Annotated in this window: 22 protein-coding genes; 13 read left to right on the top strand and 9 right to left on the bottom strand. The window is 66.5% G+C overall.

The features are described from left to right. The first annotated feature begins 9 nt into the window (after nt 1-9). Nucleotides 10-1275, top strand: coding sequence for an MFS transporter (locus KRR38_RS29835; RefSeq protein WP_217407013.1), 1266 nt, complete (start codon nt 10-12; stop codon nt 1273-1275). A gap of 40 nt (nt 1276-1315) precedes the next feature. Further along, on the top strand, nt 1316-1594 hold the full coding sequence (locus KRR38_RS29840) for a hypothetical protein (protein WP_217407014.1): 279 nt from the start codon (nt 1316-1318) through the stop codon (nt 1592-1594). On the opposite strand, the gene KRR38_RS29845 is transcribed toward KRR38_RS29840, so the two are convergent. The 4 genes from KRR38_RS29845 to KRR38_RS29860 form a co-directional block, all read right to left on the bottom strand. After that, complete coding sequence (locus KRR38_RS29845; RefSeq protein WP_217407015.1) at nt 1595-2017, bottom strand: VOC family protein; 423 nt, start codon at nt 2015-2017, stop codon at nt 1595-1597. A gap of 38 nt (nt 2018-2055) precedes the next feature. Beyond that, entirely contained in the window at nt 2056-2535 is a 480-nt protein-coding gene (locus KRR38_RS29850; RefSeq protein WP_217407016.1) for a GreA/GreB family elongation factor, read from the bottom strand. Nucleotides 2536-2611: 76 nt separating this feature from the next. Next, nucleotides 2612-3256, bottom strand: a complete 645-nt coding sequence (locus KRR38_RS29855) for a PEPxxWA-CTERM sorting domain-containing protein (RefSeq protein WP_254515038.1) — start codon at nt 3254-3256, stop codon at nt 2612-2614. 100 nt (nt 3257-3356) lie between these two features. Next, complete coding sequence (locus KRR38_RS29860) at nt 3357-5318, bottom strand: lytic transglycosylase domain-containing protein (protein WP_217407017.1); 1962 nt, start codon at nt 5316-5318, stop codon at nt 3357-3359. Nucleotides 5319-5433: 115 nt separating this feature from the next. Between KRR38_RS29860 and dapA the strand changes: the two genes are divergently transcribed. Continuing rightward, nucleotides 5434-6315, top strand: a complete 882-nt coding sequence (dapA, locus tag KRR38_RS29865) for a 4-hydroxy-tetrahydrodipicolinate synthase (RefSeq protein ID WP_217407018.1) — start codon at nt 5434-5436, stop codon at nt 6313-6315. 3 nt (nt 6316-6318) lie between these two features. Here dapA and KRR38_RS36570 read toward each other — a convergent pair whose 3' ends face one another. Further along, entirely contained in the window at nt 6319-7449 is a 1131-nt protein-coding gene (locus tag KRR38_RS36570) for a S9 family peptidase (protein ID WP_254515039.1), read from the bottom strand. 4 nt (nt 7450-7453) lie between these two features. Here KRR38_RS36570 and KRR38_RS36575 point away from each other — a divergent pair, with 4 nt between their 5' ends. From KRR38_RS36575 to KRR38_RS29890, 5 genes are all read left to right on the top strand, one after another. Further along, a complete protein-coding gene (locus KRR38_RS36575) occupies nt 7454-8281 on the top strand; it encodes a hypothetical protein (protein ID WP_254515040.1) in 828 nt (275 codons plus the stop codon). A gap of 112 nt (nt 8282-8393) precedes the next feature. Further along, nucleotides 8394-8810, top strand: a complete 417-nt coding sequence (locus KRR38_RS29875; protein ID WP_217407019.1) for a hypothetical protein — start codon at nt 8394-8396, stop codon at nt 8808-8810. Nucleotides 8811-8872: 62 nt separating this feature from the next. Next, nucleotides 8873-9355, top strand: coding sequence for an SsrA-binding protein SmpB (smpB, locus tag KRR38_RS29880; RefSeq protein WP_217407020.1), 483 nt, complete (start codon nt 8873-8875; stop codon nt 9353-9355). Nucleotides 9356-9427: 72 nt separating this feature from the next. After that, the gene (locus KRR38_RS29885) at nt 9428-9988 is read left to right on the top strand and encodes a DUF2062 domain-containing protein (RefSeq protein ID WP_217407021.1); all 561 of its coding nucleotides are present in this window, start codon (nt 9428-9430) and stop codon (nt 9986-9988) included. Between the two features lie 18 nt (nt 9989-10006). Then, entirely contained in the window at nt 10007-12412 is a 2406-nt protein-coding gene (locus tag KRR38_RS29890; protein ID WP_217407022.1) for a PAS domain-containing sensor histidine kinase, read from the top strand. A 54-nt stretch (nt 12413-12466) separates the two neighbouring features. Here KRR38_RS29890 and KRR38_RS29895 read toward each other — a convergent pair whose 3' ends face one another. Then, nucleotides 12467-12775, bottom strand: a complete 309-nt coding sequence (locus KRR38_RS29895; protein ID WP_217407023.1) for a carboxymuconolactone decarboxylase family protein — start codon at nt 12773-12775, stop codon at nt 12467-12469. A 134-nt stretch (nt 12776-12909) separates the two neighbouring features. Beyond that, entirely contained in the window at nt 12910-14460 is a 1551-nt protein-coding gene (locus KRR38_RS29900; RefSeq protein ID WP_217407024.1) for a hypothetical protein, read from the bottom strand. 389 nt (nt 14461-14849) lie between these two features. Here KRR38_RS29900 and recA point away from each other — a divergent pair, with 389 nt between their 5' ends. Beyond that, the gene (recA, locus tag KRR38_RS29905; RefSeq protein ID WP_217407025.1) at nt 14850-15923 is read left to right on the top strand and encodes a recombinase RecA; all 1074 of its coding nucleotides are present in this window, start codon (nt 14850-14852) and stop codon (nt 15921-15923) included. A gap of 225 nt (nt 15924-16148) precedes the next feature. Continuing rightward, nucleotides 16149-16694 carry a DUF1993 family protein gene (locus tag KRR38_RS29910; RefSeq protein ID WP_217407026.1) on the top strand — a complete coding sequence of 182 codons (546 nt, stop codon included), beginning with the start codon at nt 16149-16151 and terminating at the stop codon, nt 16692-16694. A 499-nt stretch (nt 16695-17193) separates the two neighbouring features. On the opposite strand, the gene KRR38_RS29915 is transcribed toward KRR38_RS29910, so the two are convergent. Next, complete coding sequence (locus KRR38_RS29915) at nt 17194-19269, bottom strand: elongation factor G (protein ID WP_217407027.1); 2076 nt, start codon at nt 19267-19269, stop codon at nt 17194-17196. 193 nt (nt 19270-19462) lie between these two features. Here KRR38_RS29915 and KRR38_RS29920 point away from each other — a divergent pair, with 193 nt between their 5' ends. From KRR38_RS29920 to KRR38_RS29930, 3 genes are read left to right on the top strand one after another with little or no spacing between them, the layout of a single operon-like run. Then, nucleotides 19463-20395 carry a diacylglycerol kinase family protein gene (locus KRR38_RS29920; RefSeq protein WP_217407028.1) on the top strand — a complete coding sequence of 311 codons (933 nt, stop codon included), beginning with the start codon at nt 19463-19465 and terminating at the stop codon, nt 20393-20395. Between the two features lie 50 nt (nt 20396-20445). Beyond that, the gene (gene alaS / locus KRR38_RS29925; protein ID WP_217407029.1) at nt 20446-23103 is read left to right on the top strand and encodes an alanine--tRNA ligase; all 2658 of its coding nucleotides are present in this window, start codon (nt 20446-20448) and stop codon (nt 23101-23103) included. Nucleotides 23104-23126: 23 nt separating this feature from the next. After that, a complete protein-coding gene (locus tag KRR38_RS29930) occupies nt 23127-23555 on the top strand; it encodes a hypothetical protein (RefSeq protein ID WP_217407030.1) in 429 nt (142 codons plus the stop codon). A 4-nt stretch (nt 23556-23559) separates the two neighbouring features. Here the strand turns inward: KRR38_RS29930 and KRR38_RS29935 are convergent, their stop codons facing one another. Then, nucleotides 23560-25329 (bottom strand): cation:proton antiporter, encoded by a 1770-nt coding sequence (locus tag KRR38_RS29935; RefSeq protein WP_217407031.1) that lies wholly within the window; start codon nt 25327-25329, stop codon nt 23560-23562. Between the last annotated feature and the right edge of the window lie 24 nt (nt 25330-25353).

The raw sequence follows: 25353 nt of genomic DNA on the forward strand, positions 1-25353 counted from the left end.
CGGAAGAGCATGCAGCCGCTGCGCGACAATGCCCGCATCCTGGCCGCCGCGATGGTGGGCACGGCGGTCGAATACTATGACTTCTTCATCTACGCGACCGCGGCCGCCCTCGTCTTCGGGCCGCTGTTCTTCCCTTCCGAATCGGCAACGGCGCAGACGCTGCTCGCTTTCATGAGCTTCGGCATCGCATTTATCGCCCGGCCGATCGGTGGCGTGGTCTTCGGCCATTTCGGCGACCGCATCGGCCGCAAGTCGACCCTGGTGGTCTCGTTGATGCTGATGGGCGGCTCGACCCTGGCGATCGCCTTCCTGCCGACATACCAGATGGTCGGCTGGGTCGCGCCGGTACTGCTTTACGTGATGCGCTTCGGCCAGGGCTTCGGGCTCGGCGGAGAGTGGGGTGGGGCGGCGCTGCTCGCGGTCGAGAATGCGCCCAAGGGCTGGGAAGCCCGCTTCGGCGCGGCGCCGCAGTCGGGCGTGCCGATCGGTTTCTTCGCCGCCAACGGGCTGTTTCTCGCCATCGGTTTCTGGCTGTCCGACGCCGAATTCGCCGCATGGGGCTGGCGTATCCCATTCGCGGCGAGTTCGGTGCTGGTCGCGCTCCGCCTGTGGATGCGCCACAAGATCGGCGAGACGCCGCAGTTCCGAGCCGCGCTCGAGCGCGAGCCGCCCGTGCCCGTCCCGCTGGCGCAGGTATTGCGCCATCACTGGGGCGCGGTGCTGGCAGGCAGCGCCGGCGTGGTCGTGGTCTTCGCCACCTTCTACCTCGGCACGGCCTGGGCGCTCGCCGAACTCACTGGCGCGCAGCACCAGCCGCGCGAGGCGGTGCTGGGCATCCAGTTGATCGCCAACCTGACGTTGACCGCGGGCATCTTCCTAGCCGCCTGGATTGCCGATCGTACGCGCCCGGCGACGGCGATCTCGATCGGTTCGCTGGGCGTGGTCGTCATGGGGATCGCCTTCGGTCCGGGTCTCGCCTCGGGCTCGCTGGCGCTGGCCGGGCTGACGCTCTGCGTGACGATGTTCTTCATGGGCATGACCAACGGGCCGCTCGGCTCCTGGCTGATCAGCCTGTTCCCGGTGCGGCTGCGCTACAGCGGCGTTTCGTTCGCGTTCAACTTCGGTGGAATACTCGGCGGGGCAGTGACGCCGATTCTGGCTCAGCTCTTGAGTGGAGCGGGTGGCGGCGTCTATACGGGGCTTCTGCTCTCGGGCGCGGCAGTGCTGTCACTGCTGGGTCTGCAACTCGCGAGACCCCAAACGACCGGAGAATAACGCATCAAATGAATGACGCCTTAGATGAGTGACGCCTCAAATGAGTGACGGGGCCACGGCGCTCAAGATCAGACTCCGCAAGGCCCTCGAAACCGCCAGGCAAGCCCGGCGCGTCGAGGAGCGCAAGCTCCACGCGATCCGCGACGGGGCCCAGGCCTCGCTGCGCGACCTGTCGGTGCAGGAACTGATGTCGTTGCTCGAAGACGAGATCATCGCCTGGCGGGCGGCGGCGGCCGAGTACGATAGGCTGGGCTATCCCGAGGATGCCCGGCGCCTGCAGGCGCAGGCTGCGCTCGTCATGAGCTATCTCGCGGACTGATCACAAGCCGAAGGTAACGCGCCCTTCGGCATCGATCGGCCAGGCAGGATTGAAGGCGATCTCCCAGACATGCTCGTCGGGATCGGCGACATAGCCGCGGTAGCCGCCATGCGGCGGGGCGTCGGCAGCGCGCAGCAGCCTACCGCCGGACTTTACGAGACGGCCTATCACCGCATCGACCTCGGCCTCGCTCGGCACGTTGTGGCCATAGCTGGCGGCGCAGGGCGGTGCGTTCGCCGTCTGCTGCATGTCCGCCTCCAGGCTCACCTGCAGCCAGGTGCCGAGCATCAGCCCGTTCATCTGGTAGAATACGACCTCCTCGTTCTCGAACACCGGCTGCCAGCCGAAGCCCGCGGCATAGAACCGCTTCGAGCGGGCGATCTCGGCGATGCCGAGCGTGACGACGGAAATCTGTTGCTGCATGGCCGTCCCAATGCGTGGGGGCGCCGTTCGGTTCCGGCTCAGGGGTAGGCGATCGCCACCACTTCCCATTCCTTCTCGCCGCCGGGCAGGCGGACGCGGCGCAGGTCGCCGATCGCGGCACCACGCAGCGCGCGGGCGAGGGGCGCGCTCCAGCCGATGCGGCCCTGGCCGGCATCCTGCTCGTCGTCGCCGACCAGCGTGAGCACGCGCTCATTGTCGTCCTCGTCGGCGATCGTCACGGTCGAACCGAACCAGGCGCGGCTCTTGTCGGCCTGCGCCGTCGGGTCGATCACCCGCACCGCTTTCATCCGCCGCGCGAGGAAGGCGAGCTCGCGGTCGATCTCGCGCATGCGCTTGCGGCCGTAGATGTAATCACCGTTTTCCGAGCGGTCGCCGTTCCCCGCCGCCCAGCTGACGATCGCGACGATCTCCGGCCGTTCGGTACCGAGCAGGTGGTCATAGCGTGTGCGTAGTGCCGCAAGACCGGCTGGGGTGATCGGGGGGCCGTCGGGTTTCATGGGGACGCTCTAGGTCATGCTTCGAGCGAGGGGAATGGTCCGAAGAGTGTTGAGATCGTTCGCCTTCGTACAAGCCTCAGCACTTCAAAGCGACCGGCCTCAACACGCGCTGCCGCCGCGCAGCCGCACCGATCAGGCCGAGCCCGACGATCATCAATGCCCAGCTGACGGGCTCGGGCACCGGCGCCCAGGTTCCTACACTGTAGCCGAAGCTGTTCGCGCTGGGACCGGTAACTTTGATGTCTATCGTCATAGCGTTCGGCGATTTCCAAGTATAGCCGCACTTGTTCTGAATGCCGGACACGCGATCGGCCTCTGGAAGATCGAAGCAAATAAATGCATCGTTGGACTTGGACCAGTCTACGAAAATCTCGTTTGCGACAACCTTGATATCGAGCGTGGCAAAGAGCGATATCGGATAAGCGGGGCTCTGAGTGAAAAATTCGTCATGGCATGTACCATCTTTGACAGCGCACTCGACGATCGTGCCTCCATTGTAGTCGTAGATCCACTTGCCCCTATCAAATTCCCACCAATAATGATTGAAGTATCCGGAGTTGCCGGAGACATCGACTACATCGCTATCGGTCAAGCCGGTCAGGGTGATTTTCTGATGCACACCCTGACTGGAGGCGGTGCTGCTCAGCGTGATCGTCGTCACGGCTGCGGCGGGCATCGTCCATAATGCGGCCAGAGCGGCCATTAACCAACCGAATCGCATGATCGAGCCTCCTGAAGGGCGGAGAACGTCCATCTTGGGAAGCCAGATGTCGATTCAAACTCGATCCAAATTCAATGTCTTGGAACGGACATGAAGCGCATCACCCCGGCGTGCGCTTGCCGATGAAGTGGCTCAGCGGCGCATTGCCGGTGTAGCGCGCCCGCGTCGGGTTCATCGCTTCGTAGACCACGGCATTCTCGAGCACGCGCTGGACGTAGTTGCGCGTCTCGCTGATGTCGATCCGCTCGATCCAGTCGACCCAGTCGACCGAACCCGTTCGCGGGTCGCCGTTGTTGCGCAGCCACTTGTTCACGTTGCCCGGACCGGCGTTGTAGGCGGCCACCGCGAGCGGATAGGAGCCGCCGTAATAGTCCATCATCCGCGCGAAATAGGCGTCGCCCAGTCGCAGGTTGTAGCTGGGATCGGCCATCAGTGCGCTGGCGTCGAATGCGAGGCCGATCTTGCCCGCCTGCTCGCGCGCCGTGCCCGGCATGAGCTGCATCAGCCCGCGTGCGCCGGCGTGGCTGACCGCGTTCTGCGAGAACTGGCTCTCCTGCCGGCTGATCGCGTGGACCATCGTCCAGTCGGTCCCCGCGGGGGCGGGCAGCAGCGGGTAGGCGACCTTGGTCAGATTGACGAAGCCTTCGGCGTGCGCCGCCTGGCCCAGGATCACGCCGAGGTCGCGCCGTCCCAGGCTGGTGGCGAGGTCTGCCACCAGCACGTGGTCGCCTTCGCTGACGGCCTGGTCGCTGATCTCGCGGAAGAAGCGCACCGTCGTCTGCCAGTCGGACGCGCGGGCGACTTCGCGCACCGCGGCAGTGATCGGCTTGGCATTGAAGGCGGCGCGTTCGGCCTGGTTGGGCACCTGCACCGGGGCGCTGGTCAGCGGCGGGATCGGCCGGCCGAGCCGTTCGAGCGCGAGTTCGCCGTAGAAGGCCGTCGGATAGGCCGCGGCCATTTCGAAATAGCGGTTGGCCCCGGAGGCGTCGCCCGCGCGGCCGAGCGCGCGGCCGGCCCAGTAGAAGCCCTTGGCGCGCGTCTGCGGGGTCTGCGCCGCAGCGCCGTAGCGGTAGAACAGCGGCGCGGCGGCGCCCGGGCTGTTCATTCCCATCGCCTTGGTGCCGCCGAGCCACATCAGCGAGGTATAGTCGTCGCGCAGCTTGAACTTCATCCGGCTGACGTCGGTGCCGGGTGGGAAGGTATCGTCGATCGAGGCCGCGATGCGCGTCGCGCTAGCGCTGTCCGCACTGCGGGCGACCGACAGCAGCGTGCCGATCCACTTTTCGGGATCGAGCGGCGGCGTAGTCGCCGGTGGGCGTGTCGCGAGGAGCTGGACCGCGCCGTACATGTTGCCCGAACGCTGCGCCTGGCGGACGCTGGCATAGACATAGCCCGCGTCGCGCAGCGCGTCGCCCGGCACCGGCAGGCCGAGCGTGCCCGGCGCGGAGCCCTGGATCAAGGTCAGCCGCGCCATGAAGCCGGCGCGCGCCGCGGGCGAGACATAGGTCATCTGCCGGGCTGCCGCCGTGGCGTCGCCGGCCCAGAGCAGCGCGTTCATCCGCGCGTCTTGGTCGGCCGGGGTCAGGCTCGCGCCCAGGAGCGAGAACAGCGCCGCTTCCGAGGCGTCGCTCATCGAGCCGCCGCGCCAGGCCTGCAGGCCCATCGCGCGCGCCTCGCCGCGCTGGAGCGAAGCCAGCGCCAGGGCATAGCGCGCGCGCGCCGGATTGGTCAGCGGCGGGAAGCGGTCGAAGTAGCTGACCAGCCGATTGAGATCCGGCGATTCGCGGCCCAGCGCCTGCTCGGCATAGGTCCGCAGCTTATCCTCGTCGGGGTAGCCCGGATAGGCCATGAGGAAGCCGGCATAGGTGTCGAAGCCATAGACTCCCGGCGAAGCGGTGAGTTGCCGCCAGCGGTCGATCGCCTGGGCGACGCCGCTGCTCTGGCTGCCCATGAGCTGCTGGCGGGCGCGGTCCCACTCGCCGCCGTCCTGACAGGCGGCGGGGGTGGACATCGAGGCCAGACCGAGCAGCAGCAGAAGCGAAGTCGCACGCATGCTGGACATAAAGGGGGAAGGCTCCTTATCAGGCGCTGAATGACGTGGCCGCAATTGGGCCGAAATTTAGGCCGAACCCCGCCGGCCGCAGCGCCATAGTGGGGCACAATCGAGGGCAAAGTCCATGTTTTCCGGTTCCATTCCCGCGCTCGTTACACCGTTTCGCGACGGAGCGTTCGATGAAAGCGCCTTTCGGCGGCTGGTCGAATGGCAGATCGAGAACGGCTCTTCGGGCCTGGTTCCCTGCGGTACGACGGGCGAGAATTCGACGCTGTCGAACGCAGAGCACCACCGCGTGATCGAGGTCTGCGTCGAGCAGGCGGCGGGCCGCGTGCCCGTCATCGCCGGCTGCGGCAGCAACGACACGATGAATGCGCTGCTCCACATGAACTTCTCGAAGAAGTGCGGCGCCCAGGCCGCGCTGCTCGTCGCGCCCTATTACAACCGGCCGAGCCAGGAAGGCCTGCTCGCTCACTTCGGGTACCTGGCCGAGCACAGCGACCTGCCGATCGTGCTCTACAACGTGCCCGGCCGCACGGTGACCGATCTCAAGCCCGAGACCGTCTGCGAACTGACCCGCCGCTTCCCCGGCCGTTTCGTCGGCATCAAGGATGCGAGCGGCGACCTGTCGCGCGTGACCGACCACCGTATGGGCATCGAGGGCGACTTCGCTCAGCTCTCGGGCGACGATGAACTGGCGCTGCCGTTCAACGCCGCCGGCGGTGTCGGCTGCATATCGGTGACCGCTAACGTTGCGCCGAAGCTTTGCGCCGAGTTCCAGGCGGCCTGCCGCGACAACGACCTCAAGAAGGCGCGCGAGCTCAACGACAAGCTCTATCCGCTGCACTACGCCATGTTCGAGGATGCCTCGCCGGGGCCGTGCAAGTACGCGCTCGCCCAGGTCCACGACTGGATCGCCGAGGAACTGCGCCTGCCGCTGGTCCCCTGCGGCGAGCCGGCGCGCAAGGCCGTCGACGCGGCGCTGAAGCACGCCGGGCTGAAGTAGGGATCAGTTAGCCGGGTTGTTCTTCTCCACGAAGGCCACGGCCGCCTCGAGCATCTGCTGGCGCGTGGCCGAGCGCGACAGCCAGTGGTCCTCGTTGGGCATGACGACGAGTTCGTAGGGTTTTCTGGCATCCTTCAGCGCATCGGCCATTGCCGAACTCTGCTTGAACGGCACGACCGTATCGTCTTTGCCGTGGATCAGCAGGATCGGTGCATCGGCCTGGGCGGCCCGCTTACGCGGGGAGACTTCGGCAAAGGTTGACGGATTGCCGAGGCTCTCGCGCAATGAGTTCTTGAGCATGTTGCTGCCGCCGCTGACGCGCAGGTCGGTCAGGTACATATCGGAGAGATCGCTGACCGGCGCCACGGCCACTGCGCAGCGATATAGCCCGTGCTGGAGCGTCACGCCCGCCAGCGCGGCATAGCCGCCGTAGCTTGCGCCGACGATGCAGGCGCGTTTCGGATCGACCAGGCCGCGCTTGGCCAGTTCCGCCAGGCCGTCCGAAATGTCGCTCTGCATCTTGCGGCCCCACTGGCCGTTGCCCGCGCGGCGGAAGGCGTCGCCGCGATTGGTCGAACCGCGGAAATTGGGCTGGAACACTGCATAGCCGCGCGACGCGAAGGCTTGCGCCCACCAATCGAAAGCGACCGGATCGTAGGCCGTCGGGCCTCCATGTGGCAGCAGGACGACTGGCAGGTTCTTTGTCACGCCTCCGGGCGGCAAGGTCAGGATACCGTCCATTTCGAGCCCGTCGGCGGCCTGGTAGGTCACTTTCGAGACCGGCCCTACGTTTTCGGTCGCGATCATCGGATAGTCGTAGCCTACCGGGTCGGCCCGCCGCCCCGTGACATCCACCACATACCAGGTCCCGCTGTCCCCATTGCCGCTCGTATGGACGAGGAAATGGCTGAAGTCGGGCGTCCATTCGACGATGCGGAGGTCTCGGTTGGGAAACGCCTGGTAGACGCGGCTGATGATCGCCTGCTGTCTGGGATCGAACAGAACGGGCTTCGACGGCGCTCCGCGCTCGAGATAGCCTAGCAACTGCCCGTTGTTGGGATCGACATAGGTGCGTTCGATATCCGCATCGGCCAGGACTTCCTTGGGCGTCCCCCCCCGACAGCGGAACCTCATACCAATGCGTTTCACCCTGTGCGTCGTCCTCCTGCGAATAGATGACGCTGGCGCCGCCCTGCCCGAGGCTGACGAGGCTGACGTCGCCCGTCGGATCGATCCCGGTGGCGACGGGGGTGCCCTGTCGATGCCTGATCTGCCAGCGGCCGGTGCTACGATTGAGATCGAGGACCGCCGCGACGCTGCCATCTCCGCTGACGAGCCAATCGCGATAGTTGCTTTCCGAGGCGGCGTCCGAAACTTTGCGCGGCGTGTTGGTCTTGAGGTCGACGGCGAACAGCGCCGGGCGTCCATGATCGAACTCGTAGCTCAGATGATCGGCCGATTGCTTGAATTGGATGCCGCCAAAATAGCCTGTCCACTGGCCATTGATCTGGCGTGTACCATAGTTGCCGAAGATCGCGCCGGCCATCGAGCTCCGCTTGCCGAAGACCGTCTGTGCGCTGCTGCCGTCGGCGGCGACGAGGATGGCGGCATAGAATTCGTGCTTGTCCTCGGTGAAGCCGATGCCGAGCGCTTCCGTGGCGCTTTTGACCACGAGCACGGCATCCTCACCGACCCAGCGGACGTAACGCAGCTTGATGTCGCCGAGTGGGAGGGCTGCTTGAAGTTTGTGCGCGGCGCCCAGGATCATGAGCCGCCGCTCGTTGCCCATGCGGGCGACGATCGCCAGGCCCTTGCCGCTCGGCGAAATCGACATGTCCTCGATCCCCGGCAGTCCGCCATAGGCTTTCAGCGGCGGCGTCTCTGCGGCAACTGGCAGGGCGAGCATCAGGCACAGCGCGGCCCAGGCTGCGCACACGGCATTTTTGAAATTCATTTTTCCGTTTGATCCCCCAAGGCCCCAGTACAGCATGCAAATTTGTACGACTGCGACAAGTCCGGACTTGCCACTTCGGACGCAGCGTCGAAGATGATGCATCGAAAATGGAGACGATCGCCCCGTGACCAGCACCAGAGACAAGACCACCGTCACCGGCATCTACGCCCGCAAGGTCCTGCAGTACGGCGAGATCATCGAGCGCACGGTGCGCGCGGCGAAGGAACCGGGCTTCACCGAGGCCGGCTGGGATGAGCTGGCCTCGCTTCTAGACACGGCGAAGTTCGAGCGCGTCGGCAACGATAAGGTGGCGATGGGCTGGGACGTCTACCGCAGCCTGCTGACGATGTGGGCGACCACGACCGATTTCTGGAGCGAGTTCCACCGCATCAGCGAGGTGGGCAAGCTCGTGTTCCTCGAACTGACCGAGCACAACACGCCCCGCGGCGGTGCCGAGAGCGTGGTAAACTCCTGCACGCTCTATGAATTCGACGAGGCGGGCAGGCTCGTGCATCTCGACATCTACCTGCAGCACGATTGATCGAAGCGGCGGTCCGCTCAGGGTTCCCTTTTGCGCCCGCCGCCCCTACATCCCCCTCGATCATGGCCCGTCCGACACCCGAGAAGTTCGACAAGAAGAAGACCGTCGCCGAGAACCGGCGCGCGCGATTCGACTATTATATCGAGGACGTGTTCGAGGCCGGCATCATGCTGACCGGGACCGAAGTGAAGAGCCTGCGCTTCGGCGAGGGTTCGATCGCCGAATCCTATGCCGAGATCCGCGGCGGCGAAGCCTGGCTGGTCAATTCGAACGTCCCCGAGTTCAGCCACGGCAACCGCTTCAACCACGAGCCCAAGCGCCCGCGCAAGCTGCTGCTCCATGAGCGCGAGATCGATCGCCTGCAGGGGGCGGTCGAACGCAAGGGCATGACGCTGGTGCCGCTGTCGGTCTATTTCAACGGCCGCGGCCGTGCCAAGGTCGAGCTCGCCCTCGCCAAGGGCAAGAACGCAGCGGACAAGCGGAACACGATCAAGGAACGCGACTGGAAGCGTGAACAGTCGCGAATAATGCGGGATCACGGTTAGAATCACGGGTTAGATCATAAGCTAATTTTCAGTCATCCCTGCGAAAGCAGGGACATGCCAGCACATGGAATCATGCAGAACAAGTTCGCCACCTGGTTGCATCGCGCGATGCCCAAGCGCGAGGAGCTCGAGGCCAATCGCTTCGTGGCCCCTTTCGCGCGCCGCCAGGAGCTGTGGCGTTTCACCCGCCGCTCGGTGCCGCGCGGCGTCGCTGTCGGCCTGCTGGTCGGCATCTTCGCGCTGATTCCCGGCATCCAGATCATCGGTGCGGCGCTGATGTGCGTGCCCTGCCGCGGCAATATCCCGATCGCGGCGGCCATGACCTTCCTGTCCAACCCGCTGACCACGCCGATGATCCTGGCCGCCTCGATCTTCCTCGGCAACAAGCTCGGCTTCCATGCCGACCTCACGACCTTCTATAGCCTCTACGAGCACAGCGCCTCGCTCAAGGAGTGGGCCTACTGGCTACTGTCCGACGCGGCGCCTGCGCTGTTGATTGGCCTGTTCATCATCTCGACCGTCGCTGCCGCGATCGGCTACCTGGTCTCGGCCTTTGTCTGGCGCTGGTGGATCGGGCACAAGGTGCGGGGCCGGCGCGAGCGGTTGGCCGTCGTCGTCGAGAGCGCCGAATGAAATGAAGGTAGGCAAGGCATGAAGGCAGAGGCTAGCGCACACCGACCGGCCGACTGGATGCTGGTCGCCGGAGCGCTGGTCCTGAGCCTTCTGCTGATCTGGGCAATCACCCGCGAGCCGGTGGTCGCCGCGGCCTTCGGTGCGGGCATCCTGGTTCTCGGCGGTGTCGCCTTCGCACTGACGCGCAGACGTCCGGTCGAGAAGGAAGTCGAGTTCGCGCTGCCCGACTGGTCGGTGACCGTCGCCGCGATCGAGAATGCCGATCTCGCCGTCGCCATCATCGACCGTGCCGGTCGGCTGGTCTGCGCCAACGGCCGCTACGAGGAATGGTTCGGCGCCGCCTACGCGCCGCCGCGGCTGCCGGTCGACGAAGCTTCGCTCGAACGGCTCGGCCGCGCCGCACGCTCGGCCTGGCGCGACGGCAAGGGCCAGACCGACCTCGTCGAAGGCGGCAATGTCGAGAACGTCGGCCGCCGCTGGAAGGCCGAGGCCCAGCGCACCGGCCGCGGGGACGACTTCCTGGTCTGGCGCTTCGCTCCGGTCTTCGCCGCCGATCCCGTCGCCGAGCTCGTCCAGCATCTCGACGGCAAGTTCGGCCGCGCGCTCGACCGCGCCGGCATGGCTGCTGCCATTGTCGATCCCGACGGGGTGATCCGCGCCGCCAGCACGGGCTTCGCCGCGCGCGCTTCGGGCGATGCCCTGGCCTCGCCCGTGGGGCAGGACTTCGTCGGCCTGCTGCGCCAGGAAGAGGGCGACCGCATCTCCTGGGCGCGCGAGGGACGCCGCGGCGGGCCCGTCACGCTCTACTACGTGCCCGTCGCCGATCCCGATGCGCGCGGCGAGCCCGATCCCGATACCACGCCTTCGCTGATGCTCGTGGTCGATGCCGGCGTCGGCCTTGGCGGCGGCAACAGCGAGGTCAGCGCCGCGGCGCCGCACCTCGAGGCGCTGCTCGGCCAACTCCCGCTAGGCCTCGCCATGGCCGACCGTGACGGCCGGCTGCTCTTCGCCAATCCCGCCTTCATGCGTGCCGGCGGCCGCGAGGGCGAGGCGCCGCCGACCTATCCGACCGACCTCGTCGTGCGCGAGGACAAGGGCGCGCTGTCCGACGCGATCCGCCGCTATGCCCAGGGTTCGGCCGCGGCGGGCGACATCGCCGTGCGGCTGGTCAGCCAGCCCGACGATCCGGTTTCGCTGAGCCTCGCCGGCGTGCGCGGGCTGGGCGAGGCGGCGGTGCTGCTGGGCCTGACCGACAGCTCGGAAGAAACACGGCTCAAGCGCCAGGTCGCGCAGGCGACCAAGATGCAGGCCGTGGGCCAGCTCGCCGGTGGCGTCGCGCACGATTTCAACAATGTGCTGACCGCGATCCTCGGCACCTGCGACCTGATGCTGCTGCGCCATACGCCCGGCGATTCGGACTATGACGACATCCAGCAGATCCGCGCCAATTCGAACCGCGCCGCTTCGCTGACACGCCAGCTGCTCGCCTTCTCGCGCCAGCAGACGCTACGCCCCGAAGTTCTACAGCTGCCTGACGTCGTCGCCGAGATCTCGCAGATGCTGAAGCGGCTGATCGGCGAGAAGATCCAGTTCGAGGTGAGCCACGACCGCGATCTCGGCCCGGTCCGCGCCGACCCCTCGCAGCTCGGCCAGGTGGTGATGAACCTCGTGGTCAATGCCCGCGACGCCATGCCGCGCGGCGGCAAGCTCATGCTGACCACGCGCCGCGTCACCGCGAACGACGTCCGCGCCATGCGCAGCGAGATCGTGCCGATGGGCGACTATACCGCGCTGATCGTCGAGGATACCGGCGGCGGCATTCCGCCCGAGCATCTCGGCAAGATCTGGGAGCCCTTCTTCACCACCAAGGAGCAGGGCAAGGGCACGGGCCTGGGCCTCTCGACGGTCTATGGCATCGTCAAACAGTCGGGCGGCTTCATCTTCGCCGACAGCGAGCTGGGCAGGGGCACCAGGTTCACCATCTACCTGCCCGTCCACCACGGCGCCCCGGCCATCGCCGCGCCCGTGGCCACGCCCGCACCGAGCGTCTGGGCCGGGGGCGGCTCGATCCTGCTGGTCGAGGACGAGGATACCGTCCGCATGGTCGCCGAGCGTGCGCTGACCCGCCAGGGCTACCAGGTCACCAGTGCGCGCGACGGCGAAGAGGGGCTCGAGGCGGTGGAGCAGGGCGGCCAGTTCGACCTCGTGCTCAGCGACGTCGTCATGCCGAGCATGGATGGCCCCGCCATGGCCCGCGAGATCCGCAAGCTCGCGCCTGATCTGCCCGTGCTGTTCATGTCGGGCTATGCCGAGGAACAGCTGCGCCGCCAGATCGACATCGAGAACGTGCACTTCATCCCCAAGCCGTTCTCGGTCCAGCAGATCTGCGACAAGGTGGGCGCGGTGCTCGCGGCGGGCCGCTAGGTTCTTTTTTCCACTTACGTGAAAGCACCCGTTTCAGTGCAACCGAAACGGAGTCTAAGCGTCCTGTACGAAATGGGTCGCGTGGGTGATGGCGCCGCCCGCACGGATCGCCGCGGAGACGAAGGCCGTCTCGGCCATTTCCTCCTCGCTCGCACCCGCCTTGCGGGCAGCCTTGGAATGAATCTCGATGCAGTAGGGGCACTGCGTCGTCAGCGCGACGGCGACGGCCATCAGTTCCTTGTACTTCTTGGGGATCGCCCCGTCGGCGAGCGCGGCCTTGTCGAAGGCGAGGAAGGCCTCCCAGGCCGCCGGTGCGTGTGAGCCGAGCGTGGGAAGCTTCTTGATATTGTTTACGTCGTACATCGCCTGCTCCTCGGTTGCGGCCGGCACTTTCGCCGCCAGGGAGCAATGGATGGCACCGGATGCGTGGACGCGCCAGTTGTACGATCTCAATCGGTGCCGGGTTATGCCGAGGAACGGATGTGCCTACCCAGGCCTCACGGCTCGACAGGCGGATCGTCCTGTGCTGTCGCGTCGGTCGGTGCTGCTTCCGGCGGTGCCGCGTCGAGCAGGAGCTGGTCGAGTTCCGGATCGGGATAGAGCCCGGTCAGATCATCCTCGCCGTTGACAACGCGCTCGGGTACGTAAAGCGTGGCCAGCCAGGATTTCTTTACCGGATCGAGTTCGATCGCGCGGCGCACCGCTGCGACGATCGTGTTTCGCGTCGCTATCCGGTCGGGCGCCGGTGCGTTCTGGTTGACCAGAGCCTTGTATTTCTGGCCATTGGCGCAGGCGATCCAGGTCTGCACCCAGGAGTCGTCGGCTTGGCCATCGTGCTTCAGCAACAGGTCGAGCGCGACGAGTGCGTCGGTGTAGGTCTTGCCCTTGTTGGCATAGAGCCCGTCGTGCACGTCGCCGCGCAAGGTGGCGATGTCGATCTTGCGCTGCGTTTCCGCATTGGCGACGGGGGCGTTGAGCGAAAAGGCGGGAGCGGCGGCGATTACGTTCTTGGCCGTGTCCTGCCGCCCGGCCATGGCCAGCACCTGCACGTACTGGCGGACGAGTTCGGGCGACGGTGCGGGGCTGCGGCTGACCAGATCCTGATAGATCGACAGAGCCGGCAGCGGCTTGTTGTCGCGTGCAAGCGCGTTCGCACGTGCCTGCAGCTCCTCGTCGGTGACCAGTTCGGATAGCGGCCGCTGGACCATGATCTCGTCGGCCAAGCGGATTTTCTCGCGCGTCGGCGCATCGACCGCATCGGAGATCGGATCGGCGGCGGCGGCGGTGACGGCGGCCTCCGCCTTCTCGCGCATCTCCCGGCCGTCTGCCCCCAGTATCTTGCCGTCGCTGGTATCGATGTTGTGCCGCTGGCTGGTCGTGAAAACGAGGCTGAGTTTCACCCGCGTGCCGACATAGCCGAGGAAGAAACCGAGGATGAGGAAATAGAGCCCGCCGCCGACTGCGAAGACGTGGCCGCCGAACCCGAAGTAGTCATTGACCCGATCACCGAACTCCCCAAGCTTCGCCGGGATGGTTCCCAGTTGGGTCAGTCCGACACCGACGATGATCTTGGTTAGCCAGTCGCTGATCTGCTCGAGATTGGTGTTGACGTCGCTGAAGGCGGTCTTGCCTTCGGGAGGAGCCGGATTGGGTTGGGCCGGGGTGCCGGCGTTTGCCTCCTGCTTTCCCGCGGCATGGGCGCCGCGCAGTTCGTTGCTGGTCAAGGTGCGCGGCAGGCCGAACAGAAAGCCGGCGAAGATGCCTACGCTGGACGCCCCGCCAACGATCGCCAGCGCGAGCAGGCCGCCGCAGAGATTCGCGATGATCGATGAAGAATTATCGTTCTTGATCCCTACGGCGGCGCCGTAGACGAAGGACGCGATAATCCCGGCGACCGCGAGCAGGACGAGCAATCGATCGAATCCGCCCAGATAGCCGGTCCACAGGGCCTGGTTCCTTTGGGATTCGAGCTGGTCGAACGTCGCCCCGCCTGGATCGGCCCTCGTCCCTCGAAATGGAACTACTCTACCGGTCTCGATCGCCGCCATGCCACCCCCCTGCGGATAGGCCAATATCAATAGGTTATTGCATTACTTCGGAAATACAGGCTGTTGACCTGACCATCGCAGGAAATCGATGCCCGAACCCAAATGTAAATCATGTCGGCAGTGGCTGATTTTCAAACAATATCCATAACGGATACTTAGTGGCTCCGGCTGCCATTCCTGGTGAACCGGCCAGCTTGTCTCGAAAGGGGAGGGGGTAATAACCGATCGGTCCATTGTGAACACGATTGGCCCGCGGGTGGGAACGGCGCAGCGGGTTCTGGCCGGCCCTTGAAATTTTTTTGTTCCCCTCTTGTTCGATGGGAACAAACGCGATACATGAAGCGCCAGTTGACCTTCCCGGTCGGTGCTCTAGGCAGGAGGACGTGAAAATGGCTGCTCAGCTCAAGCTGATCCAGGAAGGCAAGGAAAAGGACTCCATGGACCGTCAAAAGGCGCTCGAAGCAGCGCTGGCTCAGATCGATCGCGCCTTCGGCAAGGGCTCCGCGATGAAGCTCGGCTCGAAGGAGACGATGCAGGTGGAGACGATCTCTACCGGCTCGCTCGGGCTCGACATCGCGCTCGGCGTCGGCGGCCTGCCGCGCGGACGCGTGATCGAAGTCTACGGTCCGGAAAGCTCGGGCAAGACCACGCTGGCCCTGCACGTCATCGCCGAGGCGCAGAAGACCGGCGGCACCGCGGCCTTCATCGATGCCGAGCATGCGCTCGATCCGGCCTATGCCAAGAAGCTGGGCGTCAATATCGACGAACTGATCGTGTCGCAGCCCGACACCGGCGAGCAGGCGCTCGAAATCGTCGACACGCTGGTGCGCTCGAACGCGATCGATGTGCTCGTGGTCGACTCGGTCGCCGCGCTGGTTCCCCGTGCCGAGATCGAGGGCGAGATGGGCGACAGCCACGTCGGCCTGCAGGCGCGCCTGATGTCGCAGTCGCTGCGCAAGCTCACCGGCTCGATCAGCCGCTCGCGCTGCATGGTGATCTTCATCAACCAGCTGCGCATGAAGATCGGCGTGATGTACGGCAATCCCGAGACGACGACGGGCGGCAACGCGCTCAAGTTCTATGCCTCGGTCCGCCTCGACATCCGCCGCACCGGCCAGATCAAGGACCGCGACGAGATCACCGGCAACGCCACGCGCGTCAAGGTCGTCAAGAACAAGGTCGCGCCGCCGTTCAAGCAGGTCGAGTTCGACATCATGTACGGCGAGGGCATCTCGAAGATCGGCGAGATCCTCGACCTCGGCGTCAAGGCCGGCATCGTCGAGAAGTCGGGTGCGTGGTTCAGCTACGACTCGATCCGCATCGGCCAGGGTCGCGAGAATTCGAAGCAGTATCTCAAGGACAATCCCGAAGTTGCCGACCGCCTGGAAGCCGCAATCCGCGGCCGCACCGACGGTCTTGCGGAGGAAATGATGGCAGGCCCGGACGCGGACGACGACATCTGACCTCCAAGGAGCGCCGGCGTCAAAACCGGCACTCGAGGGAACGGGACCGGCGCGGGCCAAGTGGCTGCGTCGGTCCTTTTCATTTGCGCCGGAATCGGCGCGTGGCTGGAAACGAGATCGGCTGAACGGTAGAGAAAGTGCGGCGATTGGCTTGGTGCGGGATATGGACTGCCTGCCGCGGTCGATGGCACACTGGCGGAAGCAGCATCCACCAGGAAAAAGCCGATGGCGACCTCCCTTTATGATCTCAGCGTGCCGACTTTCCTGCAGACCGTGCGGGCGATGGGTGGCTTCCTCGATCGTGCAGTCGCGCACTGCGCCGAGATCGGCACCGACCCCGACGATTTCGTCGATGCCCGCCTCTATGACGACATGGCGCCGTTCCATTTCCAGATCGAGGCGGCCTGGCACCATGCCGTATGGGGCGTCGAAGCTTTGATCACGGGCGCCTTCGCGCCGCCCGGGCTGGTCGGACCGGTTCCCTTCGCCGAGCTCAGAGCCATGATCGCCAGCGGGGAAAAGGCCTTGCAGGCGTTCACGCGCGACGCAGTCGACCGCTGTGCCGGCAAGGCGCTCGACATGCAGATCGGCCCGCGGCTGCTCGCCTTCACCGCGGAGACCTTCATCCTTTCGTTCTCACTGCCCAACTTTCATTTCCACGCGGTCACCGCCTACGACATCCTGCGCAACCGCGGCGTGCCGATCGGCAAGCGCGACTACGAAGGGCAGCTTCGCACGCGATCGGCTGAGCTATCCGATATGGTGCCATGATCTTGACATTTTATCCCGAATAGGTTATTTACCCTCGCGATGGGTGTGTGAGGGCGACAGGCCTTCGTCTCTTGCTCTCCCGCACAGTGGCCGGTGCGCGCGGCAGCGCGCTCCCCGCGACGAAGGATCAGGGCGGAGGTTTCACTCCGTAGGACGATGGCAGGGCAGCGAGCCGGCCCGTCGTTCAAGCCTTCGCGCCGCAGGCCGTGCCGGAGATTTGTGCGATCTTGCTCCGGCCGTTCGCAACCAGACGCGCACGCATAGTCTCAAGCGCCGCAGGGAGGCGCACCGGCCGCACCGTCACCGATCAGCAGGAGAGGCGCACCGTCAAATCCAACATTACCCGTCGCTCCTGCGCAGGCAGGGCCCAGATGACGGCGCGTTCGAACGCGGAGCTTGAGTTGATCAGCCGAGCTTATCTAGGCCCCTGCCTACGCAGCGGTGACGAGGTAGGAGTGGACGGTAGTTGGGGGCGATGGCCCCCACATCACCCTTCTGCTCAGGCCGCCTCGGCAGTCCGCGCCTTCACGACGTCATCGGCATGTTTCCCGCCGAGTTCCTGCAGGTGATCGAACCCGGCGGTGAACCCCGCCAGCCCCTGGCTCAGCGAGCGCAGCTCTGCGTCCAGCCCGTGCAGCGCCGCCTCGGGCAGCAGTGCCTCGACGCGTTCCCAGCGCGCCCAGTCGGGGTGCGGCGAGAGGCCGAGAATCTGCCCGCGCCGGCTCGACAACACCGAGCCTGCTTTCGATCCGGTGCCAGAAGGCGTGTCGACCGCGACCTTGCAGATCGGTTCGAGCAGATAGGGAGCGGCCGAGGCCAAGGCTTCCGACATCGCCATTCGCCCGGCGATGCGGAAGGCCAATTCCGACGAATCGACCGTGTGGAACGAGCCGTCGGTCAGCGTCACCGCCACGTCGACCACGGGGAAGCCCAGCGGGCCTTTTTCCATGGCGTCGCGGATACCGGCCTCGACCGCGGGGATATATTGCTTGGGGATCGCACCGCCGCTGATCTTGTCGGTGAACTGGAAGCCTTCACCGCGCCCCAGCGGCCGGATCTCGATCACGCAGTCGCCGTACTGACCGTGCCCGCCCGACTGCTTCTTGTGCCGCCCCCGCTGGGTCGCCCCTTTTCGGATCGATTCGCGGTAGGCGATGCGCGGCGGCCTGGTGTCGACCGAGACGCCGTAGCGGCGCTGCAGCCGGCCGAGCACGACGGCCAGGTGATCGTCGTTGACCCCGCGCAGCAGGGTCTCGTGGGTGGCATCGTCCTGCGACCATTGCAGCGCCGGGTCCTCCTCGCAGAGCCGGTGCAGCGCGGTCGAGAGCTTGACGTCGTCCTTCCGATCGCGCGTGGTGATGGCGAGGCTGGCATTGCGCGCCGGATATTCGACGAGCAGCGCCGAGGTGCATTTCGCCCCCTTGCCGGGCAGCAGCATGCCGCTGCGCGCCGCATCGACCTTGGCCACCGCGACGACGTCGCCCGAGGCGGCCGCGGCCTGCTTGGCGGTCTTGTCGCCCTGGAGCACGAACAGCGAGCCGGTGCGTGCCGATTCGTCGCCGACGATCAACTCGTCGCCCTCGTGGATCCCTGCACCGAGCACGCGGCCGAGCGCGAGCCGGCCCATGGCGCCGCCGTTGGCGATCTTGAACACGTGCAGCGCGGTGCCGTTCTCGACGCCGAGCCGGATCGCGGCGATCTCGGGCTCGGGCACTTCGTGGCGCAGAAGCTTGAGCAGCCGGTGCACGCCGCCGCCGGTCAGCGCCGAGCCGAGCAGCACGGGCACGACCTTGCCCGTCGCCGTATCGATCGCGAGGTCGGCCATGACCAGTGACGGATCGGGCGTTTCGTCCATCAGCAAGGTCTCGAGCAGCGCGTCGTCGAAATCGGCCAGCGTCTCGAGCAGATGGCCGCGCTCCTCGCGCTCGCGCTCGAGCAGTTCGCCGGGGATTTCGACGCGTTCGGATTCCTTGCCCGGCCGGTAGCGGTAGGCGCGCTCCATCGCGAGATCGACATAGCCGGTGACGTGCTCGCCCTCGCGAATCGGAATCTGGCGCAGCGCCAGCGGCTCGCCGCTCATCGGCTGCAGTTCGGCGATCAGGTCGCGGATTGCGCCCGCGCGGGCGTTCTCGATCTTGTTGACGAAGATGGCATGCGGCACGCCCAGTTCGTCGAGCCGGCGCAGCATCGGTTCGGCCAGCGCCGCGCGCTCGGGCGCGGGGTCGATCACGACGAGTGCCATGTCAGCGGACTGCAGCGCGGCGAGGCCGTCGGCGGCGAAGCCGGTGCCGCCGGGCATGTCGATCAGGGCGAAGTGGTCGCCCAGGTAATCGAGATGCATGAGGTTGATTTCGGTCGAACCGCGGCGGGCCCGCGCCTCGGGGCTGGCATCGCCGACCGTGGTTCCGGCCTCGACGCTGCCTTGTCGGTTGATCGCGCCGCTGGCGAAGAGCAGCGCCTCGGCGAGGCTGGTCTTTCCCGTGCCCGCCGGCCCCACCAGCGCTATGGCGCGTGTCAGGGGAGCACGGGCAGAACTGCTGCCGTTGGCGGAACCTTTATGTGTGACGTTGCCCATCGTCGCCTCCTCTCTTTGTGAAGGCGCGCTGGCGCTGTTTTGCGCTCAGACGCGCAAGACGGGATGGGGATGCTGTGCCTCTATGCGATGAGTCGCAAGTGGAATCTTGTTGTGCCGGGCGGCCTGTCTTCCTACTTTCCTAGGTTCCGGCGCGAGGAACAGAGTCGCCTCGCGGCGCATTGTGGCGATTGTCATGGCGAGCCCGCTTCCAGTGCTGATCAACCATGCCGGCGGCACCGCCGCGGCGCTTGGCGAATCGCTGCGTGAGACGGTGGAACAAGCCTTTGCCGCGGCCGGCCAGGAGATCGAACTCGAGCTGGTCGACGGGGCCGGGATGGCCGAAGCCGTGGCGCGCCACCGCGGCAAGCCGCGCGTGGTAGTGGGCGGCGGCGACGGTACGCTGGGCTGCGCCGCGACCGTGCTGGCCAATACCCCTACCGCTCTCGCGATCCTGCCGCTGGGCACGCGCAACCACCTGGCGCGCCAGCTAGAGATTCCGCTCGAACTCGACGCTGCGGTGGCAGTGGCGGTCGGCGGCCAGCGCCGGCGCATCGATCTCGGCGCGGCGGGCGAGCGGGTGTTCGTCAACAATGCCTCGTTCGGCATCTACACGCGGTTCGTGCGCCAGCGCGACCAGCAGAACGGGCCCAAGTGGCTGAATTCGATTCCGGCGACCTGGCACGTGCTGCGCCATATGCGCGCGCAGCAGTTCACGCTCGACCTCGACGGCGAGCCGCGCACGGTGGCCACGCCGCTGCTCTTCGTCGGCAACAACCAGTATTCGATCGACCCAGGGCGCCTCGGCGAGCGCGAGGCGATGGACGATGGCCAGCTCTCGATCTTCGCCGTGGCCGCGCAGGGACCGCACAAGCTGGTCGCTTTCGCCCTGCGCGCACTGGTCGGCCTGGCCCGGCCCGAGCGCGACTTCGCAGAGTGCGCAAGCGCGGCCGAAGTCGTGATCGACGGGCAGGGCTGGATCGAAGGCGCCTTCGACGGCGAGCTCGAATGGATGGCCTTGCCGCTGCGCCTGCGCAGCCTGCCGAGCGCGCTCGGCGTGGTGACTCCGCGGGAAACCACGCAACCCGAACGGAATCTGTTCAAGATTCACGGTTCCAGGACGCACTGAGCCCCGCTTCCTGCTTGTCGCACGCCCGCGCGTCGCTTATCGGCGCGTCTATGAGCTCGACCAACGAAATCCGCCGGTCCTTCCTCGACTATTTCGCGGCCAACGGCCACGAGGCCGTGCCGTCCGCACCGCTGGTGCCGTACAACGACCCGACCTTGATGTTCGTCAACGCGGGCATGGTCCCGTTCAAGAACGTCTTCACCGGCCTCGAAGCGCGCGGCGTGCCGCGGGCGGCCTCGTCGCAGAAGTGCGTGCGGGCGGGCGGCAAGCACAACGATCTCGACAACGTCGGCTATACCGCGCGGCACCATACCTTCTTCGAGATGCTGGGGAATTTCTCCTTCGGCGACTATTTCAAGGAACAGGCGATCACCCACGCCTGGACCCTGCTGACCAAGGAATGGGGCCTGCCGGCGGACAAGCTGACCGCCACGGTCTATCACACCGACGACGAGGCCTTCGACCTCTGGCGCAAGATCGCCGGCCTGCCCGAGGAGCGGATCATCCGCATCGCCACCTCGGACAACTTCTGGTCGATGGGCGACACCGGCCCCTGCGGACCCTGCTCGGAAATCTTCTTCGACCACGGCGATCACATCTGGGGCGGCCCCCCGGGATCGCCCGAGGAGGACGGCGATCGCTTCATCGAGATCTGGAATCTCGTGTTCATGCAGTTCGACCAGCAGTCGGGCGGGGATCGCATTCCGCTGCCCAAGCCGTCGATCGACACCGGCATGGGGCTGGAGCGCATCTCCGCGGTCATGCAGGGCGTGCACGACAACTACGACACCGACACCTTCAAGGCGCTGATCGCGGCTTCGGAGAGCCTGACCGGGGTCAAGGCCGAGGGCGATACCCAGGCCAGTCACCGCGTCATCGCCGACCACCTGCGCTCGACCTCGTTCCTGCTCGCCGACGGCGTGCTGCCTTCGAACGAGGGCCGCGGTTACGTGCTGCGCCGGATCATGCGCCGCGCCATGCGCCACGCGCACCTGCTCGGCGCCAAGGATCCGCTGATGCACCGCCTGGTGCCCGCGCTGATCGCCGAGATGGGCCAGGCCTATCCCGAGCTCGGCCGTGCACAGCCGCTGATCGAGGAAACGCTGCAGCGCGAGGAAGTCCAGTTCCGCCGCACCTTGACCAACGGCCTGCGCCTGCTCGACGAGGCGACGCAAAGCTTGGGCGAGGGCGACAGCCTGCCCGGCGACACCGCGTTCAAGCTCTACGACACCTTCGGCTTCCCCTACGACCTGACCGAGGACGCGCTGCGTGCCCGCGGCATCGGCGTCGACAAGCAGGGCTTTGATGCTGCGATGGCGCAGCAGAAGGCAGCGGCACGCGCGGCCTGGAAGGGCTCGGGCGACGCAGCGGCGGGCGAGGTCTGGTTCGACATCGCCGAGCGCGAAGGCGCGACCGAATTTACCGGCTACACCGCGACGAGCGGCGAAGGCAAAGTCGTGGCGCTGGTCAAGAACGGCGCCGAAGTCGATGCGGCCCAGGCCGGCGACGAGGTCATCGTCCTGACCAACCAGACGCCGTTCTACGGCGAGAGCGGCGGCCAGAGCGGCGATACCGGCGTGATCAGCGGCGGTGACGGACTGAAGCTCACCGTGTCCGATACCGCGAAGCCGCTCGGCCGGCTCCACGCGCATCACGCCAAGGTCGAGAGCGGCACGATCCGCACCGGCGACACCGTCCACCTCGAAGTCGATCTCGAGCGCCGCGACGCGATCCGCGCCAACCATTCGGCGACGCACCTGCTGCACGCCGCGCTGCGCGGCCGCCTCGGCGGTCATGTCACGCAGAAGGGCTCGCTCGTCGCCGCCGACCGGCTGCGCTTCGACTTCTCGCATCCCGCCGCGCTGACCGCCGGGGACATCGCTGCGATCGAAGCCGAAGTGAACGCGGAGATCCGCCACAACGAACCCGTCACCACGCGGCTGATGACGCCCGAGGACGCGATCAACGCCGGCGCCATGGCGCTGTTCGGCGAGAAGTACGGCGACGAGGTTCGCGTGCTGTCGATGGGGCGGACCAACTGGCAGGACAGCGGCCATAACTATTCGGTCGAGCTCTGCGGCGGCACCCACGTTGCCGCCACGGGCGACATCGGCGTGTTCCGCGTGATCAGCGAGAGCGCGGTCAGCTCGGGCGTGCGCCGGATCGAGGCGCTGACGGGTGAGGGCGCGCGCAAGTGGCTGGTCGGCCGCGAGGACGCGCTCAAGGGCACCGCGAGCCTGCTGCGCACCACGCCCGAAGACGTCGAGGCGCGCGTCGCCGCGCTGCTTGACGAGCGCCGCAAGATGGAACGCGAACTGGCCGAAGCGAAGAAGGCGCTGGCGCTCGGTGGCGGCGGGGCGAAAGCCGAGGCGGCCGACGAGGAAGTCGGCGGGGTCAAGTTCTCCGGCCAGGTCATCGACGGACTCGACGCCAAGGAACTGCGCGGCCTGCTCGATCAGGAGAAGCAGCGCATGGGCTCGGGTGTGGCCGCGATCGTCGTGGTCAACGAAGGCAAGGCCAGCATCGCGGCGGCGGTGACCGAGGACCTGACCGGCAAGGTCAGCGCGGTCGACCTGGTCCGCGCTGGCGTCGAAGCGCTCGGCGGCAAGGGCGGCGGCGGCCGACCCGACATGGCCCAGGGCGGCGGTCCCGACGGCGCCAAGGCGGCCGAGGCGATCGCGGCGGTGAAGGCGGTGCTTGTAGGCTAATGCGCGCGGGCTGGCTTCTCGCTATGCTCGTATCGCTAGCCCCCGGTACTGCATTGGCCAAGGCGCCGCTGTCTTGGCCGATCGGACTTTTCAGCAATGTGCGAACGAGCCACGAAACCGGCGATCTGATCGGTCTCGAGGTGCGGTTCTACGAGGAAGCGGGGCGGCACATGGCCGAGCTCGCCAATTGCGAGGGCTGGTGCAACGAAACCCATGTCACCGAGGTTACCCGCGGCGACAGCGGCTTTGTCCTTCACTACACCGAGATTTTCACTGGCGCGCAGGGCGACGTGCCGGTCGAAATCCGCTTCGTCGTCTGGCCTGCGGGAACGGGACTAAACTTCTCGACCTATCAAGGCGGTGAGAACATCGACCCGAACGGCAAGCCCCAGCGCCTGCGCCGTGCAACCAAGCTTTTCGGGATCGCCGTCGCCAAGAGCGGCAAGGAATAGGCGACTACGCCAGCCGTTCGCTGAGCGAGGTGCTCTTGAGCTTCGGCTTCTCGACCAGTTCGCCTTCTTCCATGATCTGCGCGCGCAGTTCGTCGCGCTTCTCGTGGATCGAGGCGATCACCGGGCCCATCGCCACGCCGAGGTCGACGAGCACGGCTTCGGAAAGCTGCAGCGAGGCTTCGAGCGTCTCGGGCACGGCATGGCTGGCGCCGGCGCGGTAGAGCTGGGCGGCGTGGCTGGCGTCGCGCGCACGGGCGATCAGCGGCAGGACGGGGTAGCGCCCGCGCAGCTTCTTGACGAGCCGCTGGATCGCGACCGGCTCGTCCATCGTAAAGATGATCGCGGTCGCATTGTCTGCGCCCAGCCGTTCGAGCGCGTCGGCGCGCGAGGCATCGCCGAACACGGCGCTGTAGCCCTCGCGCTGCCCGTCGCGGATCAGGTCCGCATCCGAATCGACCGCGACATAGGGCTGCTTGTGACTGGCGAGCATGTCGGCGACGAGCCGGCCGACGCGGCCGAAGCCGACGATGATCGCATGGCGCTCGGCCACGTCGGGCTGCTGCATCGCCGCGGCATCGACGTCAACCGAGCGCGCCAGCCTGCGACCCGCGAGCGCCAGCAGCGGGGTGACCATCATGCCGAGCGCGGTGACCGTCTGCCAGAACCGTCCCGTCTCGGGCGAAATCAGCTGGGCCGAAAGCGCGGCGGTCAGAACGATCAGCGTGGTTTCCGACGGACTCGACATCAGGATGCCGGCCTCCGTCGAAGTGCCGCGGCGGGCGCCCATCACGCGCAGCAGCAGCGCTGTGACCACCGCCTTGAGCAGCAGCACGGCGGCCGTCGCGAGCAGGATCGGGCCGAGGTCGTCCCACACGGCTTCGAGGTCGATCGACATGCCGATGGTGATCAGGAAGATACCTAGGGCGAGGCCCTGGAACGGCGCGGTGATCGCTTCGACCTCGGTGTGATATTCGGTCTCGGCGATGAGCAGGCCTGCGATCAGCGCGCCGACAATGGGGGATAGTCCGACCCCCGCGGTCGCCAGCGCGGCGACGATCACCACGAGCAGGCTGGCGGCGAGGAACACCTCGGGGCTCTTGGTCCGTGCCGCCTGGGCGAACAGCGGCGGCAGCAGGAAGCGCCCGAAGACGAGCAGCCCGAGGATCATCGCCAGCCCCAGCAGCAGGGTGTGCAGCAGGTCGCCGATGCCGCCGCCCGCCGCCGGGGCGAGCGCGCCGAGCAGGAAGATGATCGGGACGAGCGCGATGTCCTCGAACAGCAGCATGGCGAGCGCCGCCTTGCCGACCGGCGTGCCGCTGTCGGCGATCTTCAGGACCAGCGCGGTCGAGGACATGGCGAGCGCCAGGCCCAGTGCCAGCGCGCCGGTGGGCGTTTCGCCCGTTGCGACGAGGCCGATGGCGAGCGCCACGCCACAGACGATCAGTTCGAGCGCGCCGACCCCGAACACCTGCTTGCGCATCTGCCAGAGGCGGTTGAACGACAGCTCTAGCCCGATCGTGAACAGCAGCAGGATGATGCCGAACTCGGCGAAAGGCCCCAATCCTTGTGGATCGGTGATGGTGAAATGGACCAGCCACGGATAGTCGCGGACATGCGCGCCGAGGCCGTAGGGGCCGACCAGCAGGCCGACGAAGATGAACCCGATGATCGGCGTGATCCGGAAGCGCGCGAACAGCGGGATGACGATCCCAGCGGCCCCCAAAATGACAAGTGCGTCGGAAAGTACGGGCGAATAAAGTTCTGAGCCTGCCATTGTCCGGCATTATGGCATGATGCG

The organism is Novosphingobium sp. G106, from assembly GCF_019075875.1.
In the GTDB taxonomy this organism is placed as follows: domain Bacteria; phylum Pseudomonadota; class Alphaproteobacteria; order Sphingomonadales; family Sphingomonadaceae; genus Novosphingobium.

Bases quoted from the DNA above. Each gene is read 5' to 3' on its own strand.
- KRR38_RS29835 (WP_217407013.1), top strand. From the start codon at position 10: ATGCAGCCGCTGCGCGACAATGCCCGCATCCTGGCCGCCGCGATGGTG.
- KRR38_RS29840 (WP_217407014.1), top strand. From the start codon at position 1,316: ATGAGTGACGGGGCCACGGCGCTCAAGATCAGACTCCGCAAGGCCCTC.
- KRR38_RS29845 (WP_217407015.1), bottom strand. From the start codon at position 2,017: ATGCAGCAACAGATTTCCGTCGTCACGCTCGGCATCGCCGAGATCGCC.
- KRR38_RS29850 (WP_217407016.1), bottom strand. From the start codon at position 2,535: ATGAAACCCGACGGCCCCCCGATCACCCCAGCCGGTCTTGCGGCACTA.
- KRR38_RS29855 (WP_254515038.1), bottom strand. From the start codon at position 3,256: ATGCGATTCGGTTGGTTAATGGCCGCTCTGGCCGCATTATGGACGATG.
- KRR38_RS29860 (WP_217407017.1), bottom strand. From the start codon at position 5,318: ATGTCCAGCATGCGTGCGACTTCGCTTCTGCTGCTGCTCGGTCTGGCC.
- dapA (WP_217407018.1), top strand. From the start codon at position 5,434: ATGTTTTCCGGTTCCATTCCCGCGCTCGTTACACCGTTTCGCGACGGA.
- KRR38_RS36570 (WP_254515039.1), bottom strand. From the start codon at position 7,449: ATGAGGTTCCGCTGTCGGGGGGGGACGCCCAAGGAAGTCCTGGCCGAT.
- KRR38_RS36575 (WP_254515040.1), top strand. From the start codon at position 7,454: ATGCGTTTCACCCTGTGCGTCGTCCTCCTGCGAATAGATGACGCTGGC.
- smpB (WP_217407020.1), top strand. From the start codon at position 8,873: ATGGCCCGTCCGACACCCGAGAAGTTCGACAAGAAGAAGACCGTCGCC.
- KRR38_RS29885 (WP_217407021.1), top strand. From the start codon at position 9,428: ATGCAGAACAAGTTCGCCACCTGGTTGCATCGCGCGATGCCCAAGCGC.
- KRR38_RS29890 (WP_217407022.1), top strand. From the start codon at position 10,007: ATGAAGGCAGAGGCTAGCGCACACCGACCGGCCGACTGGATGCTGGTC.
- KRR38_RS29895 (WP_217407023.1), bottom strand. From the start codon at position 12,775: ATGTACGACGTAAACAATATCAAGAAGCTTCCCACGCTCGGCTCACAC.
- KRR38_RS29900 (WP_217407024.1), bottom strand. From the start codon at position 14,460: ATGGCGGCGATCGAGACCGGTAGAGTAGTTCCATTTCGAGGGACGAGG.
- recA (WP_217407025.1), top strand. From the start codon at position 14,850: ATGGCTGCTCAGCTCAAGCTGATCCAGGAAGGCAAGGAAAAGGACTCC.
- KRR38_RS29910 (WP_217407026.1), top strand. From the start codon at position 16,149: ATGGCGACCTCCCTTTATGATCTCAGCGTGCCGACTTTCCTGCAGACC.
- KRR38_RS29915 (WP_217407027.1), bottom strand. From the start codon at position 19,269: ATGGGCAACGTCACACATAAAGGTTCCGCCAACGGCAGCAGTTCTGCC.
- KRR38_RS29920 (WP_217407028.1), top strand. From the start codon at position 19,463: ATGGCGAGCCCGCTTCCAGTGCTGATCAACCATGCCGGCGGCACCGCC.
- alaS (WP_217407029.1), top strand. From the start codon at position 20,446: ATGAGCTCGACCAACGAAATCCGCCGGTCCTTCCTCGACTATTTCGCG.
- KRR38_RS29930 (WP_217407030.1), top strand. From the start codon at position 23,127: ATGCTCGTATCGCTAGCCCCCGGTACTGCATTGGCCAAGGCGCCGCTG.
- KRR38_RS29935 (WP_217407031.1), bottom strand. From the start codon at position 25,329: ATGGCAGGCTCAGAACTTTATTCGCCCGTACTTTCCGACGCACTTGTC.